The sequence below is a fragment of the Plantactinospora sp. CA-294935 genome (assembly GCF_050936445.1).
Taxonomy (GTDB): domain Bacteria; phylum Actinomycetota; class Actinomycetes; order Mycobacteriales; family Micromonosporaceae; genus Plantactinospora.
Genome location: NZ_JBNJMU010000001.1, coordinates 290,667 through 306,961 on the forward strand (window position 1 = coordinate 290,667; position 16,295 = coordinate 306,961).

Here is a 16,295-nt window from a genome sequence, read left to right on the forward strand (position 1 = left end):
ACGCCGCAGTTTCCCGGTTTGCTGCCGGTTGCCCAGCGTTGTCGCACGGTCACTCGGGGCTGGTCCGGTTGTGTAAAGATCGGCCGGCGTGGCCACCGCCACGGCGAGGCATCCGTCACCGCCGCACACGTGAACCGTTGCCGGCGAACGAAAGGGGACGCCGTTGTCGCTCCAGGCCGAGCAGGCACCCGCCGGACTCATCCACGAGGCGTTCGAAGCACAGGTCGGGCGGTCGCCCACGGCGACCGCCCTCGTCGTGGACCGGGATCGGTTCAGTTACACCGATCTCGACATCCGCGCCGAGCGGGTCGCCTCGGCGTTGCGCGCCCGGGGTGTCGGCCGGGGCGACCTGGTCGGCGTCTGCCTGCCCCGGACCGCCTGGCTGGTCCCGGCGCTGCTGGGCGTACTCAAGTCCGGCGCGGCGTACGTGCCGCTCGATCCCGGCTATCCCGCCGACCGGCTCCGGCTGATCACCGAGGACGCCCGGCCGCGCCTGGTGGTCTGCGACAGGTCGAGCACCGCCCTGGCGGCGACGGCCGGCGTCGGCGTACTCGACGTCGCCGAACTGCCCGCCGAGCCGGTCCGGCACCGGGTCGAGGGCGGATCCGACGACCTGGCGTACGTGCTCTACACCTCCGGCTCCACCGGGCAGCCCAAGGGAGTGCCGCTGGCCCACCGCAACACCATGGCGTTCCTGCGCTGGGCCGCCGCCGCGTACGGCCCGGACGAGCTGCGGGGCAGCCTGGCCGGCGCCTCGGTCTGCTTCGACTTCTCGGTGCTGGAGATCTTCGCGCCGCTGGTCACCGGCGGCACGGTCATCCTGGCCGAGACCGTCTTCGCCCTGCCCGACCTGCCGGCCCGGGACGAGGTGACGATGCTCTGCGGGCCGCCGTCCGCACTCTCCGTCCTGCTCGGCCGCGCGCTGCCGGCCGGGGTCCGGACCGTCACCTTCGGCGGCGAGGTGCTCACGTCGGCGCTCTGCGCCCGGGCGTACGCCAACCCGGGGCTGCGCCGGGTGGTCAACATCTACGGGCCGACCGAGACCACCACCGCGGTACTCGCCGACGAGGTGCCGCCGGGCGGCGACCCCTGTCTGGGCCGGCCGATCGCCGGGGCGGTGCTGTCGATCCGGGACGACGACGGCCGCCCGGTCGCCGACGGCGAGACCGGAGAGCTGTGGATCGCCGGGCCGGGGGTCGGCACCGGCTACCTCCGCCGGCCCGGGCTGACCGCTCAGCGCTACGTCGAGCGGGACGGCCGGCGGCACTACCGGACCGGCGACCTGATCCGGCGCCGCGACGACCGGTACGCGTTCGTCGGCCGGCGGGACGACCAGGTGAAGGTACGCGGGTTCCGGGTCGAGCCGGGCGAGGTGCAGGCGGCGCTGGCCGGCCATCCCGACGTACGCTCCGCGGTGGTGCTGGCCCCGGTCGACCCGTACGGGACCCGCCGGCTGGTGGGCTACGTCGAGCCGTCCGCGCCGGTGACCGAGCCCGGACTGACGGCGTACCTGCGCGACCGGCTCCCCGGGTTCATGGTCCCGTCCCGGATAGCGGTGCTGGACCGGCTGCCGCTGGGGCCGACCGGCAAGGTGGACCGGGCCGCCCTGCCCGAGGTCGAGTTCGCCCGCGCCGACGACGAGGCGTACGTCGCGCCGCAGGGCGACACCGAGGCCGGGCTGGCCCGGTTGGTGGCCGGGGTGCTGGGGGTGTCCCGGGTCGGCCGGCACGACCGCTTCACCGAGTTGGGTGGGCACTCGCTGGCCGCCGCCCGGCTGCTGGCCCGGGTCGCCGACGAGCACGGGGTCGCGGTGCCGCTCGGCCGGTTCCTCGGCGCGCCGACCGTGGCCGAGCTGGCCCGGGAACTGGCTCCGGACCGGGCCCGGCCGGTGCCGGTCCGGGAGCACCGCGACCGGCATCCGCTCACCGACATGCAGCGGGTCTTCTGGATGCTGCGCCAGGTGACCGGCACGCCCTGGGCCTCCACCGTGGGACTCCGGTTGGCGGTCACCGGGCTGGCCGATGTGGAGCAGCTTCGCGCCGCGCTGGCCGCCCTGGTGGTCCGGCACGAGTCGCTGCGCACCCGGATCCTGGACGGCGCCGACGGCCCGTACGCCGTGGTGTCGCCGCCCGCCCCGGTGCCGGTGACCGAGCTGACGGACCGGGACGGCGCCACCGGCCGAGCCGGCGCGGCGGACGACCCGGCCGCCGGGACACCCGGAGAGCCGTCCACCAACGACGGGTCCAGCGGTGCCGGGTCCACCGGTTCGGCGGTGTCGGGGGTGCCGCAGCGGCACCGGGGGGACCCGCGCCCGGACGACGAGCGGCGTCGGCTGGCCGCCGGCTTCGCGGCGCAGCCGTTCGAGCTGGCCGGCGACGTGCCGATGATCCGGGTCGGCGTGCTCTGGACCGGGCCGGACCGCGCCGAGCTGGCGATCGCGGTCGACCACACCGGGTTCGACGGCGTGTCGATCGGTGTGCTGATGCGGGACCTGGCGGTCGCCCTGGCGGCGGTCCGGGCCGGCACCGATCCCGTTGCCGCACTCCCGCCGCTGCCGGTGCAGGTCTCCGACGTGGCGGTAGCCGACGAACGGGCCCGATCGGGCGCCGGACCGGCCGTGCAGGAGTTCTGGAAATCCACACTGGACGGTGTCGTGCCGCCGTACGACCTGCCGGGCAGGCCACGGCGGGGACCGAGCCGGCACGCCGGGCGCCGGGTGGTCCGGCCGATCGACTCCGGGCTACGGGCCGGGATCGCGGCGCTGGGCGAGCGGGACGGACTGACCCCGTACGCGATGTGGGCCGCCGCCCTGGTCGTGCTCCTGGACGGGCTCACCGGGCGGCCGGACACCCTGCTCGGCGTCGCCGCCGCCAACCGCGACCGGCCCGGGCTGGACCGGCTGATCGGCGCGCTGATGGATGTGCTCCCGGTCCGGGTCGACTGCGCCGACGACCCCTCCTTCGCCGGCCTGGCCGCCCGGGTGGCGGTGAACACCGCGCAGGTGCTGGCGCACCGGGACGTGGCCGTCGGGGACCTGCCCCGGCTCACCGGCGTGGTACGCCCGCTCGGTGCCGGGCTCACCCCGGTCGTGCTCTCGGTGCAGCCGGAGGACCTGCCGATGGAGGTGACCGAGGACGGCGGCACGGTACGCCTGCTCGGCGAACTGGACACCGCCGCCGCGCAGAACGAGCTGACCGTCTACGTCAACGCCGGCGCGGACGGCCCCGAACTGCACGTCGAGTACGACACCGACCGGTTCGAGGCCGCCGACGGGGAACGGATGGCGGACCGGCTGCTCCGGCTGCTCGGCGCGGCGGTCGCCGAGCCGGACCGGCCGATCTCGACACTGCCGCTGCTCGACGCCGGTGAACGGAACTGGCTGCTGCGGGTCGGCGACGGTGGCCCGGTGCCCGTGGCGACCCCGCCGACCGTACTGCCGGCGATCTTCGCGCGGGCGGCCGGCACCCCGGAGGCGGTCGCGGTGGTCGGCCCGGCGGGCACGCTCGACTACGCCGGCCTCGCCGCGCACGCCGAACGGGTCGCCGCGCACCTGGTCGCGCTCGGTGCCGGGCCGGACGCGCCGGTCGGGGTCTGCCTGCCCCGGGACCACCTGCTGCCGGCGACGCTGCTCGGCGTACTCCGGGCCGGCAGCGCGTACCTGCCGCTGGAGCCGGACCAGCCGGTCGACCGGCTCCGGCACCAGGCCACCGAGGGCGGGGTACGACTCGTCCTGGTCACCCCGGCCACCACCGCCGTGGTCGCCGGGCTGCCCGGCGTCCGGCCGGTCGACGTGACCGCCGTACCGGCCACCGCCGGGGTCCCGCTGCCGCCGATGCCGACCGCCGACTCGCTGGCGTATGTGCTCTACACCTCCGGATCGACCGGCAAGCCGAAGGGCGTGGAGGTCACCCACGGCAACCTGGCCGGCTATCTCGCCGCGATGCGCGACGCTCCCGGGTACGGCCCGGCCGACGTCTTCCTGGCCGTCGCCCCGCTCTCCTTCGACCTCTCCTGTTTCGAGCTGTGGCTGGCCCTGATGGTCGGGGCCCGGACCGTCGTGGTCGGCCGGGACACCGCCGTCGACGGTCCGGCCCTGGCCGCCCGGGTCGAGGCGACCGGGGTGACGGCGATGCTGGTCACCCCGTCGACGCTGCGGCTGATGCTGGCGGCGGGCTGGCGCGGCGGCCCGGAGGTCCGGGTGATCAGCGGCGGGGAGCCGCTGGACACGGACCTCGCCGACGAGCTGACCAAGGTGGTCGGCCAGCTCTTCGACGGGTACGGGCCGACCGAGGCGACCGTCCTGGTGACCTGCCATCCGATCCCGCCCGGGATTGCCGGGCCGGTGCCGATCGGCGGGCCGATCCGGGGCGCCCGGCTCTACGTGCTCGACCGGGCGGGCCGGCTCGCCCCACCCGGCGTGGTCGGGGAGCTGTGGATCGGCGGCGCCGGGGTGGCCAGGGGCTACCGCAACCGGCCGGACCTGAGCGCGGCGGCCTTCGACACCGACCCGTACGCATCGGGCGGCCGCCGGTACCGCACCGGTGACCTGGCCCGATGGCGGCCGGACGGGGTACTCGACTACCTCGGCCGGCGGGACACCCAGGTCAAGCTGCGCGGTTACCGGATCGAACTGGAGGAGATCGAGACCGTGCTCCGGAGCCATCCGGCGGTCGCCGACGCGGCGGTGACGATCGTCGAGCCGGGCGGGCCGGACGCGTACCTCGCGGCCTACCTGGTCGGCGACGCGGGCCTCGATCCGGAGTCGGTGGCCGGGCACGCCCGCAGCCGGCTGCCCGGCTACATGGTGCCGCCGCGCTGGACCGTACTGGACCGGCTGCCGCTGACCACGGCGGGCAAGGTGGACCGGGCCGCCCTGCCGGCCCCGGCCGGACCGACCGTCCCGCCGGCACCCCCGCAGACCGAGATGGAGAAGTTCGTCGCCGAACTCTGGGCCGTCGTGCTGGACCGCCCGGAGGTGGGTCGGGACGACGACTTCTTCGCCGTCGGCGGGCACTCGCTCGCGGCCACCCGGCTCACCGGCCGGCTCCGCCAGCAGCTCGGCTGCGACATCGCGGTACCGCTGCTGTTCCAGCACCCCCGGCTGGCCGACTACGCCGCCCGGGTCGAGGAGCTGGTCCTCGCCGACCTGGCCGCCCTCGACGACCTGGCCGACGTCGACCCGTCGGAGCCGGCGCAGCCGGTGCACCCGGCGCAGCCGGTGCACCCGGCGCAGCCGACGCACCCCGTGCAGCCGACGCATCCGATGGCGCCGGCGCATCCGGCGGAGCTGGCCGGAGGTCCCGGTTCGGCGCCGCCGTCCCGGGCCGTGCCGGCACCCGCGACACCGTCGTCGAACGGGGCCGGCCCGGTGGCCGAGGGGTGGCGGCGGTGACCGGGGTGGAGGCCCGGGCGACCGCCGGTAGCGCCGAGGAGCTGCGGAGCCGGCTGGCACAGCGGCTCGCCCGGGCCCGCCAGGCCGGGTCCGCGCCCGCCATCCCGCGCCGGCCGGACCCGGACGCGCCGGTGCCGCTTTCCGGCAGCCAGACCGGGATGTGGTTCGCCGCCCAGTACGAGCCGGAGAGCCCGGCCTACAACGTCCCGACCGGGTTGCGGCTGCGCGGTCCGCTCGACCCGGAGGCGCTGCGCGGGGCGGTCGTCGACCTGGTCGGCCGGCACGCGGTACTGCGCAGCGTCGTCGAGTCCTCCGGCGGCGCGCCGGTCTGCGTGCCCCGGCCGGCGGGCGAACTCCGGGTCGAGGTGGTGGACCTGTCCACGCAGGAGTGCCCGGAGGCGGTCGTCCGGGACCGGTTGGCCCGGTGCGGCGCCGAGCCGTTCGCGCTGGACCGGGACCTGCCGACCCGTGCCGTGCTCTACCGGCTCGCCGACGACGACCACCTGCTCGCGCTCACCTTCCACCACATCGCGGTCGACGCCTGGTCGCTGCGCCTGATCGTCACCGACCTGGCCGCCTGCTACGCCGTACGGACCGGTGCCGCCGGGGCCGTGCCACCCGCACCGTTGCAGTACGCCGACGTGGTCGACTGGGAACGGCGGCGCGCCGACCCGGCCCGGTCCGCCGCCACCCTGGACTGGTGGCGGGAGCGGCTCGCCGGGCTGCCGGCCGTACTCCCGCTGCCGGCCGACCGGCCCCGCCCGGCGGTGGCCGAGTCGGCCGGCGACCGGGTACCGGTCGAGTTGCCCGCCGAGTTCGCCGACCGGGTACGCCGGGCCGCGGCCGAGACCGGCAGCACCCCGTTCATGGTGCTGCTCGCCGCCTGGCAGGCCCTGCTGGCCCGGCTCGCCGGCACCGACGACCTCGCGGTCGGCATGATCTCGGCTGGTCGGCGGCATCCGGAGACCGAGCCGGTGGTGGGGTGCTTCGTGCGTACGGTGCCGGTCCGGGCGGAGCTGTCCGGCGAGCCGACCGGACGGGAGCTGCTGGCCCGGACCCGTACGGCGGTGCTGGACGCCATCGAGCACGCCGACGTGTCGCTGGAGGAGCTGCTGACCGAGGTCCGTCCGGAGCGGGTGGCCGGCGCCCATCCGCTGTTCCAGACCCTGGTGAACGTCTACGACGACCCGCTCGGCGCGGTCCGGCTGTCCGGCCTGCGCACCGAGGCGGTGGAGTTGGACACCCCGACGGCAAAGCTCGACCTGAGCCTCAACGTCGTCGACCCGGGGCCGGGGCGCCCGCTGCCCGGCTGGCTCGGCTACCGCAACGCGCTCTTCGACCGGAGCACGGTGCGGGCCCTGGTCGGCTGGTTCACCGCCCTGCTCGGCGGGCTGGTCGCCGACCTCGACCGGCCGGTGCCGGCAGTTCCGCTGGCACCGGTACCGGGACCGCTGCTCACCGGGCCCGAGCCGAACTGGACCGACGACGCGCCCACCCTCACCGCGCTGGTCGAGCGGCGGATCGCGGAGCGCCCGGCGGCACCCGCCGTGGTGGGGCCGGACGGCGTACTGAGCTACGCCGAGCTGGACCGCCGGGCGGGGCTGCTGGCCCGCCGGCTCCGGACGGCCGGGGTCGGCGCGGACGAGCCGGTGGCGGTCTGGGTCGAACGGAGTACCGACCTGGTGGTCGGGCTGCTCGGCGCGCTGCGGGCCGGTGCGGCGTACCTTCCGCTGGATCCCGGCTATCCGGCGGCCCGGGTGCGGACCATGCTGGCCGCCGTGCGCGGGCGGGTCGTGGTCACCCAGCCCGAGCTGGCGGCCAGGCTCGCCGACGACGCCACCGGCGCCGCCGGGGCCGGACTGCTCCCGGTGGTACTCGTCGAGGGCGCCCCCGCCGGACCCGCGCCGGATTCGCCCGTGCCCTCCGGCCCAGCCCTGCCGACGGAACCGGCCGGATCGGCGGACGGGACGGGGCCGGTGGGCACGACGGACGAGGCGGACCGGCTCGCCTACGTCATCTTCACCTCGGGCTCCACCGGCACGCCGAAGGGCGTCGCGGTGTCGCACCGGTCGATCGTGCACTACCTGCGGGCCGTCCTCGACCGGCTCGGCCCGTCGGCGAGCGGCGGGGCGTCCTTCGCGCTCGTCTCCACCGCCGCCGCGGATCTCGGCCTGACCTGCCTGCTCGGCGCGCTGGTCACCGGCGGCACGCTGCACGTGGTGGACCGGGAGACCTCGCTGGACCCGGCCGCGCTCGCCGGCTACCTCGGCCGGCACCGGGTGGACGTGCTCAAGCTGGTACCCAGTCAGCTCCGCCTGCTGGACGCGCACGGCGACCTGGCCGGGGTGCTGCCCGGCCGGCTGCTGGTGCTGGCCGGCGAGGCGTGCCCGTGGGAGCTGGTGGCGCGGGTCCGGGCGGCCCGGCCGGACCTCGCGGTGCAGAGCCACTACGGTCCGACCGAGACGACGGTCGCCGTGCTCGCCTGCGACCCCGACGAGGTGCCGGAGTCCCGGCGGGACGGCAACCTGCCGCTCGGCCGGCCGCTGGCCGGCGCCCGGCTGTACGTGGTGGACCGGGCCGGGCGCCCGCTGCCGGCCGGCGTACCCGGTGAGCTGGTCGTCGGCGGTCCCGGGGTGGCCCGGGGCTACCTGCACCGTCCGGAGGCGACCGCGGCGTCGTTCGTCCCCGACCCGGTGCACGGCCGCGAACGCTGCTACCGGACCGGCGACCGGGTACGGATCCGCCCCGACGGCACGGTGGACTTCCTGGGCCGGGTCGACGACCAGGTGAAGATCCGGGGTTACCGGGTGGAGCCCGGCGAGGTGGCCGCCGCCTGCCGGGCGGTGCCCGGGGTCGCCGACGCGTACGTGCTGCCGGTCGGCGAGGAGCCGCGGCGGCAGCTCGCGGCCTGGCTGGTCCGGCGCCCGGACACGGAACTCGACGTCGCGACGGTCCGTACCGCGCTGCACGGGCAGCTTCCCGACCACCTGATCCCGACCGCGTACGTGGTGCTCGACGCGCTGCCGCTGAACCCGAACGGCAAGGTGGACCGGTCCGCGCTGCCGGCACCGGTCGCGGCCGGGCACACCCCGTTGACCGGCGACACCCAGCACCGGATCGCCGCCGTCTGGACCGGGCTGCTCGGCGCCGGGCGGGTCGGTGCCGACGACGACTTCTTCGCCCTCGGCGGCGACTCGTTCACGGCGGTCCGGGCCGCCCGGGCGATCGACCCCCGGCTGCGGGTGATCGACCTGTTCACCCACCGGACGGTCGCGCTGTTGGCGCGCCATCTCGACGGGCTGGACGACGGTGCCGAGGCGGGACTGCTGCACCGGCTCGCCGGGCCGCCACCGGGGACTGCGACAACGCTGACCGCGGTCTGCGTCCCGTACGGGGGTGGCTCGGCGGCCGCGTTGCAGCCCTTCGCCGAGGCGCTCGCCACCGCCCACCCCGGCACCCAGGTGTACGCCGTCGAGCTGCCCGGCCACGACCCGGCCCGCCCGGACGAGCCGCTGCTCCCGCTCCCCGACCTGGTACGCCGGTGCGCCGCCGAACTCGACGCGGTCCCCGGGCCGCTGCTGGTCTACGGCCACTGTGTCGGCACCGCCGCCGCACTGGCGCTCGCCCAGCGGCTGGAACGGGACGGCCGGGAGGTGGTCGGGCTGGTGCTCGGGGCGAGCTTCCCGATGGCCCGGCTGCCCGGCCGGCTGTCCCGGTGGATCGGCCGGCTCTTCCCGACCGACCGGTGGCTCTCCGACCGGGCGTACCGGAACTTCCTCACCGTGATGGGCGGGCTGGAGGACGTCGCGGACACCCCGGAGGCGGCCGCCGACACCGCCACCATGCTGCGGGCGCTGCGGCACGACGCCCGGGATGCCGAGGCGTGGCTCAGCGACCGGCTCGGCGCACCGGACGCACCCCGGCTGCACGCCCCGGTCCTCGCCGTGGTCGGCGAACGGGACCGCAGCACCGAGCTGTACGCCGAGCGGTACCGCGAGTGGGGCGCCTTCGCGGAGCGCGTCGAGCTGGCCACCATCCCCCGGGCCGGGCACTACTTCCTGAAGCACCAGGCGGCCGGACTGGGCGACCTGGTGGCCGCGCGGCTGCGTGCCTGGCGAACCGGTGAGTTGCCGGCGGCCGGCGGGGCGGAGTTGCTGGCCCGGGTGGAGACCCGGCGCAACCTGCGGGCGTTCGGGCTGCTCGCCGGCGGGCAGTTCGTCTCGATGGTGGGCAGCCAGCTCAGCGCGTTCGCGCTCGGGGTCTGGGTCTACCAGCAGACCGGCCGGCTGCTCGACTTCGCGATGATCACCATGCTGGCGCTGGTCCCGGCGGTCTTCGCCGCGCCGATCGGCGGCGCGGTCACCGACCGCTTCGACCGGCGGCGGGTGATGCTCGGCGCCGACCTGGCCGGTGCCGTCGCGATGGGCGCGCTGGCGCTGCAACTCTGGCTCGGCGAGCTGCGGATCTGGCAGGTGATGCTGGCGGTCACGGTCGGCTCGCTCGCCACGGCGGTGCAGCGGCCGGCGTACCTGGCCGCGACCGCGCAACTGGTGCCGAAGCCGTACCTGCCGCAGGCGAACGCGCTGGCCAACCTCGGCACCGGGGTCGGTACGCTGCTCGGCCCGCTCGCCGGTGGCGTGCTGATCACCGCGCTCGGCCTGCCCGGTGTGGTCGCGCTGGACGTGGCCTGCTTCCTGGTCGCGGTCGGCACGCTGCTGGTGGTCCGCTTCCCGGACCGGCTGTTCCGGCGCCGGGAGGAGACCTTCGGCCGGGCGCTCGCCGGAGGCTGGCGGTTCATCGCCCGGCGCCGCCCGATGATCGTCATGATCGTCTTCTACGTGCCGGTGAACTACCTGCTGGCGGTGGCGATGGTCCTGGTCACCCCGCTGGTGCTCGACTTCGGCTCACCGGCCACCCTGGGTCTGGTCACCGGGATCGGCGGGCTCGGTGCGGCGGTGGGCGCACTGGCCATGGTGGTCTGGGGCGGCACCCGGCGGCTGGCGGTCGGCATGGTCGGCTTCACCGTCCCGGTCGGCCTCGGCACGGTGCTGATGGGCGTACGCCCCGAGCCGGCGCTGGTCGCGGCCGGGCTGTTCCTCTACTGGGCGTCGCTGTCGATCCTGAACGCGCACTGGATCTCGATCATCCAGGTGAAGGTGGTGCAGGACCTCCAGGGAAGGGTGCTGGCGGTCAACCAGATGCTGGCCGCCGCGATGATGCCGCTGGGCTTCGTCACCGCGCCGGCGATCGCGGAGCGGGTGGTCGACCCGCTGGTGCCGGGTGGCGCCGGCCGGGCCATCGCGGTGTTGCTGGTCTGCACCGGCGCGCTGCTGATGCTGTGGAGCACGGCGGGGCTGGCGTACCGGCCGCTGCGGCGCCTGGAGGACGACCTGCCGGACGGGGTCGCCGGAGCGGAGATCGACGACGACCTCGACGCGCTGCAACGGGAGTTCGACGCCCGCCCGACGCGCTGACCACTCCCCGCCGGCCCGCCGGGACCGACCGGCCGGGTCGGCGGGGTTCAGAACTGGCGTACCACCGGGATGACGTCGGTGCCGATCCGTTCCAGTACGTCCAGCCGGGGCAGTTGCGGCACCGCGCCGATCGCCACGTCGAAGCCGAGGTCGTGCAGCCGGCGCAGCTCGTCGAGGAGTTGGCCGGTCTTCTCGCCGTTCTCCCCGATGTCCATGAACTGGTAGACGGTCTTGGTGATCTCGGCGTAGTCGCGGCCCTCCCGCTCGCAGTGCTCGCGCAGGACGGCCAGTTTGCGCTCCAGTTCCGGGGTGTTGAACAGGTTGCACGCCTGGGCGTATCTGGCGACCAGCCGCAGGGTCTTCTTCTCGCCACCACCGCCGATCATGATCGGTGGACGGGGGCGGCTCAGCGGCTGCGGGGAGTTCAGCAGCCGCTCGGCCCGGATGTGCCGGCCGTGGAACGGCCCGTCGTCGTCGGACCACATCTGGAGCAGGTACCGCAGGGTCTCCTCAAGCAGCTCGAAGCGCTCGGCGATCGGCGGGAACGGGAAGCCGAGCCCCCGGGACTCCTCCTCGTTCCAGCCGGCGCCGATGCCGAGCATGGCCCGCCCGCCGGAGAGGACGTCCAGGGTCGTCACGATCTTGGCGAGCAGCCCCGGCGGCCGGTGGTGCACTCCGGTGATCAGGGTGAGCAGGGTGGCCCGCTCGGTGTGCCCGGCGAGGAAGCCCAGCGTGGTGTACGCCTCCAGCATCTCCGCCTCGGGCGGGCCGACGGTCTGGATCTGGAAGAAGTGGTCCATCAGAGCGAGATAGTCGAACCCGACCCGGTCGGCCGTACGGGCCACGGCGGCCAGGTCGGCGCCGAGCCCCGCCGGCCCGTTCGGCCAGGTCAGGTTGGGAATCTGTAGGCCAAGCCGCATAGCGTCCGCTCGCCTCCTCTCGACATGTCCCAACGGACATATCCCCCGCAACCCTAACCGCCCGCCCGCCGGGCGGCCCGGTTCACCGACCGGCCACGCCGAGAAAGTCGCGGGGCCGGGGACCAACGTGGACTACGAGATCGCCGAGCTGATCGTCCTGCTCCGGGCCCGACGACTCAGCGCGGTCGAGCTGACCCGGGCCTACCTGGAGCGGATCGACCGGCCCAACGGCCCCTTCGAGACGTACGGCGACAACGGGTTCAGCTCCGCTCGGGCACGGTCATCTCGCCGAGGATCGACCAGCCGTCCTGCGGGATCGTGGTGTTGACGATCTTCGGCGTCTCGGCGAGGTGTGGCGGAAGGGTGGCCTGCGCCTGCCGGAAGTGCTCCGACCGCACGTGCGCGGCACCCGCGTCACCGTCCCGGAACGCCTCGACCAGGACGTACTCGGTCGGGTCGTCGATGCTGCGCGACCACTCGAACCACAGGCAGCCGGGCTCGGCACGGGTCGCCCGGGTGAAGTCGCCGGCGATCTCGGGCCACCTGTCGGCGTACTCCGGCAGCACTCGGAACTTCGCGGTGATAAAGATCATCTGGATCTCCTCGTACGGCTGGTCGGGCACCCGCGACCGGGGTCGCGCCGCAGATCCTAGTGCCCTGGTATCCGTACCCGCCCGCTTGCCGCCGATCGCGGCCTTTCTCCGGTTATGGCCGCCATCCGACTGTCCTGCGCCAGACCCGCGTCGAACCGCCCGTCGACCAGGGTCCCGCCGGACACGGCAGGGGCTAGGCTTTCCCGCGTGATCGAGGCGGACGACTCCGGAGCCGACGAACGGCTGCGCCGGATCGAGGCGGTGACCGACTCCGCGCTGTCCCGGCTCGACGTGGAGGACCTGCTCGACGAACTGCTCGCCCGGGTCTGTGAGCTGCTCGGGGTCGACACGGCCGCGATCCTGCTGCTCGACCAGCACGCCCAGCAGCTCGTGGCCACCGCCACGAAGGGGCTGGAGGAGGAGGTCCCGCCGGGTTTCCGGGTCGCGGTCGGCCGGGGGTTCGCCGGCCGGATCGCCCAGGAGAAACGGCCGGTGGTGCTCGAACGGGTCACCCCGGCCGAGGTGGTCAACCCGATCCTGCACGACAAGGGCATCCGGTCGATGCTCGGCGTACCCATGTTCGCCGGCTCCGAACTGGTCGGCGTGCTGCACGTCGGCACCCTCGCCCGGCGTCGGTTCGGCGCCGACGACATCCGGCTGCTGCAACTCGTCGCCGACCGCGCGAGCCTGGCCAGCCAGGCCCGACTGGGCAGCATCGACCGGACCGCCGCGCTCGCCCTGCAACGCAGCCTGCTGCCGACCCGGCTACCGAAGGCGCCCGGCGTCGACATGGCCGCCCGATATGTGCCCGGCCACCACACCGGGGTCGGCGGCGACTGGTACGACGTCTTCACCCTCCCCTCCGGCTGGCTCGGCATCGTGGTCGGCGACGTCTCCGGGCACGGGCTACCCGCAGCGGTGGTGATGGGGCGGCTACGCAGCGCGCTGCGCGCCTACGCCCTGGAGTGCGACGATCCCGCCGACGCGCTGACCCGGCTCGACCGCAAGATCCAGCACTTCGAGGCGGGCAAGCTGGCCACGGTGCTCTACGCGCTGGTCAGCCCCGATCGGACTCGCCTGCGCGTCTCGCTCGCCGGACACCTGCCGCCGATGCTGGCCCGGACCGACCAGCCGGCGGACACCCTGTCGCTCCCCGTCGACCTCCCGCTCGGCACCGGGCGCCCGAAGCCCCGCCGCAGCACCGCCGTCGACTTCCCGCCGGGCGCCCTGCTGGTCTGCTACACGGACGGGCTCGTCGAACGTCGGGGCGAACTCATCGACATCGGGTTGGAGCGGCTGCGTGCGGCGGTCCGACCCGGACCGGCCGAGGTGGCCTGCGCGACCGTCATGGCCGCGCTCGGCGTCGAACAGCCCGTCGACGACGTGGCACTGCTGGCGCTGCGCCGCCACCCGCCCGCCGGATAACCGTTCCGCGCTCAGCGGCGGCACCCCGTTCGGTTAACAGCGGTGGCGAGCCGTCCTGTTCACAGCGCCGGCAACCCGTTCCGTTCCAGCAACGGCAGGCCGTCCTGTTCACAGCGGCGGCAACCCGAGGGCCTCGTCGACCCGGCCCAGCACCGCGACGTCGTCCGCGCCCACGCCGCGGAGCAGATCGATCGCGGTCGCCCGGATCTGACCCACGATCATGATGATCGGCAGCGCCGGATTCCGGGTGAGCAGCCGCCCGGCGATGCGTACCGCGTCCAGGGCGGCGGCGTCGGTCTGCTCGGCGTACCGGTCGGCCGCCTCGTCCTGCCCGCTCAGGTCGGCGGCGAGCGCCTCGCCGGCACAGCGCATCGCCTCGGCGAGCGACCGCAGCGCCTCGCCCAACTCCGTCGGGCTGGCCACCGGCAGCCGGGTCAGCGCCACCCCCGCCCGGGCCAGCACCCGCAGGTTGCGTACGGCGTAGTCGACCTGCCGGCTCGACGCGTTGAGCGCGTGTACCCGGCCGATGTGCCGGCGCCGCCGTACGTGCAGCCGCAGCGCCTCCCCGGCGGCAAGTACCGCCGTCTGGAGCCGGTCCACCGCGGCGTCCAGCCCGCGCGCCCGGTCGAGCGCGGCGAGCGCCGCCGGCTCGTCGCGGCGGTCGAGCGCCTCGCTGATCTCGGTGAGCAGCTCCGCCAGCGCGGCGAAGGTCTGGCGCGACTCGGCCAGCAGCGGGGCGAGCGGCTGCCGGGCGCTGGCCAACTGGCTCGCCGCCAGTGCCACCACCCCGCCGATCAGCGCGTCGACGAACCGGAACGGCACCAGCGCGTCGGTCGACGGCGGCACCGTCACCAGATAGAGGGCGGAGACCGTAGCCTGCACCACTGTGACGTTGCTGGCACCGATCGCCGTGGCGAGCCCGACGGTCAGCAGCACGACGGTGAGTACCGTCCAGGTGGTCCGGCCGAGCGCCTGCACCACGAGGTCGGCGACGAGTACCCCGGCGGCGACCCCGAGCACCACCTCCACGGCCCGGCGCATCCGCTGGCCCCGGGCCTGGCCCAGCACGATCAGCGCCGCCGCCGGGGCGAAGAACGGCTGCGGGTGGCCGAGCACCGCCGCCGCGATCGCCCAGGAGACGGTCGCGGCCAGCGTCGCCTCGACCACCGGCAGCCAGCCCTGGCGCAGCCGGTCGGCGACGGGCCGGAGCCAACCCACCGGAGAAACACCTCGTCCCTTGCGATCGTTGCCCGCACGATATCCGCTGTCCGGCCCCCTCCGCCGCTGGCGCCCGTCGTCGCCGACCGCCTCGGCCGGTAGCCTGCTCGCCGTGACCGGTGTCCTGCACTCGCACTGCTCCTACTGCGGCACCGCCTATTCGGCGCCCGCCTGGCCCCGGGTCTGCGCCCACTGCGGCCAGACCACCTGGCGCAACCCGTCCCCGGTGGCGCTGGCGATCCTGCCGGTGCTGACCGCCGACGGCATCGGCGTGGTGGTGCAGCGCCGCGACATCGAGCCGGGTCGGGGGCTGCTGGCGTTGCCGGGCGGGTTCATCGACTACGGCGAGGACTGGCGCGACGCGCTGGTCCGGGAACTCCGCGAGGAGACCGGCCTGGTCGCCGACGCCGGGACCGCGAGACTGTACGCGGTGCACAGCGTGCCGGCGGGTGGCACGATCCTGATCTTCGGCGTACTGCCGGCACGGCCGGTCGAGTCGCTGCCCGCCTCGGCACCGACCGAGGAGGCCACCGAGTGGCTGGTGCTCACCGAGCCGGCGGAGCTGGCCTTCGCCACCCACACCCAGGTACTGGCCGAATTCCTGGCCGCCAACCGTCCATCCGGATCGACAGTCCCGCCCCCGCCCGACGGCTGATCCGGCTGTTCGTCGGCGGGTTCAGCCGTCGCCCGGCGCGGCCCGGACGATCGCGCCGGCCAACTCCCGGGTCAGCTCGGGAGTGACCTCGCCTGGCGCGCTGCTGACCAGGGTGAAGAGCGCGCCGCCGTAGAGCGCGACGAGCGTCGGCACCGCCTCCGGTGGAATCCGCAGGTCGAGGTCGGTGTGGTGCCCGGTGGTGAACGCGACCGAGCGCTGGAGCAGCCCGCACAGCGCGTCGGCGAGTACCGGCCGGCGCAGGCTCTCCAGCCGGAGTTCGAAGATCGCCAGGTAGCGGTCCCGGTGATCGGTGGCGGCGGTGAACAGCGACCCGGCGATCAGGTCCACCGCCCGGTCGCGGGTATCCGCCGAGGACGGCCGGTACGCCGCCCCGGCCGCGTCCATGTCGGCGTAGTGCAGCTCGCCGACCCGGTCCGCCGCCGCGACCAGCAGCGCCTCCCGGCTGCGGAAGTAGTTGGCGGCGGTGCCGGTGGGCAGGCCGGCCCGTTTCTCGACCGCGCGGTGGGTGACCCCGTGCACCCCGGTCTCGGCGAGCAGCGCGATGGCGGCGTCGGCGAGTTCGGCCCGGCGCCGTTGGTTGGGTGGTGGCACGTCCCG

Annotated in this window: 8 protein-coding genes; 4 read left to right on the top strand and 4 right to left on the bottom strand. The window is 75.1% G+C overall.

Translation table 11 applies throughout. The features are described from left to right. The first annotated feature begins 163 nt into the window (after positions 1-163). Both ACQEVC_RS01435 and ACQEVC_RS01440 read left to right on the top strand, forming a co-directional pair. On the top strand, positions 164-5,392 hold the full coding sequence (locus ACQEVC_RS01435) for an amino acid adenylation domain-containing protein (protein ID WP_432872588.1): 5,229 nt from the start codon (positions 164-166) through the stop codon (positions 5,390-5,392). Further along, the gene (locus ACQEVC_RS01440; RefSeq protein ID WP_432872590.1) at positions 5,389-10,866 is read left to right on the top strand and encodes a non-ribosomal peptide synthetase/MFS transporter; all 5,478 of its coding nucleotides are present in this window, start codon (positions 5,389-5,391) and stop codon (positions 10,864-10,866) included. The genes ACQEVC_RS01435 and ACQEVC_RS01440 overlap by 4 nt, the downstream gene beginning before the upstream one ends. Before the next feature lie 47 nt (positions 10,867-10,913). Here ACQEVC_RS01440 and ACQEVC_RS01445 read toward each other — a convergent pair whose 3' ends face one another. Further along, positions 10,914-11,786 carry an LLM class F420-dependent oxidoreductase gene (locus ACQEVC_RS01445; RefSeq protein ID WP_432872592.1) on the bottom strand — a complete coding sequence of 291 codons (873 nt, stop codon included), beginning with the start codon at positions 11,784-11,786 and terminating at the stop codon, positions 10,914-10,916. Between the two features lie 260 nt (positions 11,787-12,046). Then, the gene (locus tag ACQEVC_RS01450) at positions 12,047-12,379 is read right to left on the bottom strand and encodes a putative quinol monooxygenase (protein ID WP_432872593.1); all 333 of its coding nucleotides are present in this window, start codon (positions 12,377-12,379) and stop codon (positions 12,047-12,049) included. 207 nt (positions 12,380-12,586) lie between these two features. Between ACQEVC_RS01450 and ACQEVC_RS01455 the strand changes: the two genes are divergently transcribed. Then, positions 12,587-13,804 carry a PP2C family protein-serine/threonine phosphatase gene (locus ACQEVC_RS01455; RefSeq protein WP_432872595.1) on the top strand — a complete coding sequence of 406 codons (1,218 nt, stop codon included), beginning with the start codon at positions 12,587-12,589 and terminating at the stop codon, positions 13,802-13,804. A gap of 108 nt (positions 13,805-13,912) precedes the next feature. On the opposite strand, the gene ACQEVC_RS01460 is transcribed toward ACQEVC_RS01455, so the two are convergent. Further along, positions 13,913-15,022 (bottom strand): FUSC family protein, encoded by a 1,110-nt coding sequence (locus ACQEVC_RS01460; protein WP_432872597.1) that lies wholly within the window; start codon positions 15,020-15,022, stop codon positions 13,913-13,915. Positions 15,023-15,134: 112 nt separating this feature from the next. Between ACQEVC_RS01460 and ACQEVC_RS01465 the strand changes: the two genes are divergently transcribed. Beyond that, complete coding sequence (locus ACQEVC_RS01465) at positions 15,135-15,677, top strand: NUDIX domain-containing protein (RefSeq protein ID WP_432872599.1); 543 nt, start codon at positions 15,135-15,137, stop codon at positions 15,675-15,677. Between the two features lie 21 nt (positions 15,678-15,698). On the opposite strand, the gene ACQEVC_RS01470 is transcribed toward ACQEVC_RS01465, so the two are convergent. Continuing rightward, the gene (locus ACQEVC_RS01470; protein ID WP_432872601.1) at positions 15,699-16,289 is read right to left on the bottom strand and encodes a TetR/AcrR family transcriptional regulator; all 591 of its coding nucleotides are present in this window, start codon (positions 16,287-16,289) and stop codon (positions 15,699-15,701) included. Positions 16,290-16,295: the final 6 nt, after the last annotated feature.

Coding starts and splice junctions, on each gene's coding strand:
- ACQEVC_RS01445 (WP_432872592.1), bottom strand. CDS start 11,786: ATGCGGCTTGGCCTACAGATTCCCAACCTGACCTGGCCGAACGGGCCG.
- ACQEVC_RS01450 (WP_432872593.1), bottom strand. CDS start 12,379: ATGATCTTTATCACCGCGAAGTTCCGAGTGCTGCCGGAGTACGCCGAC.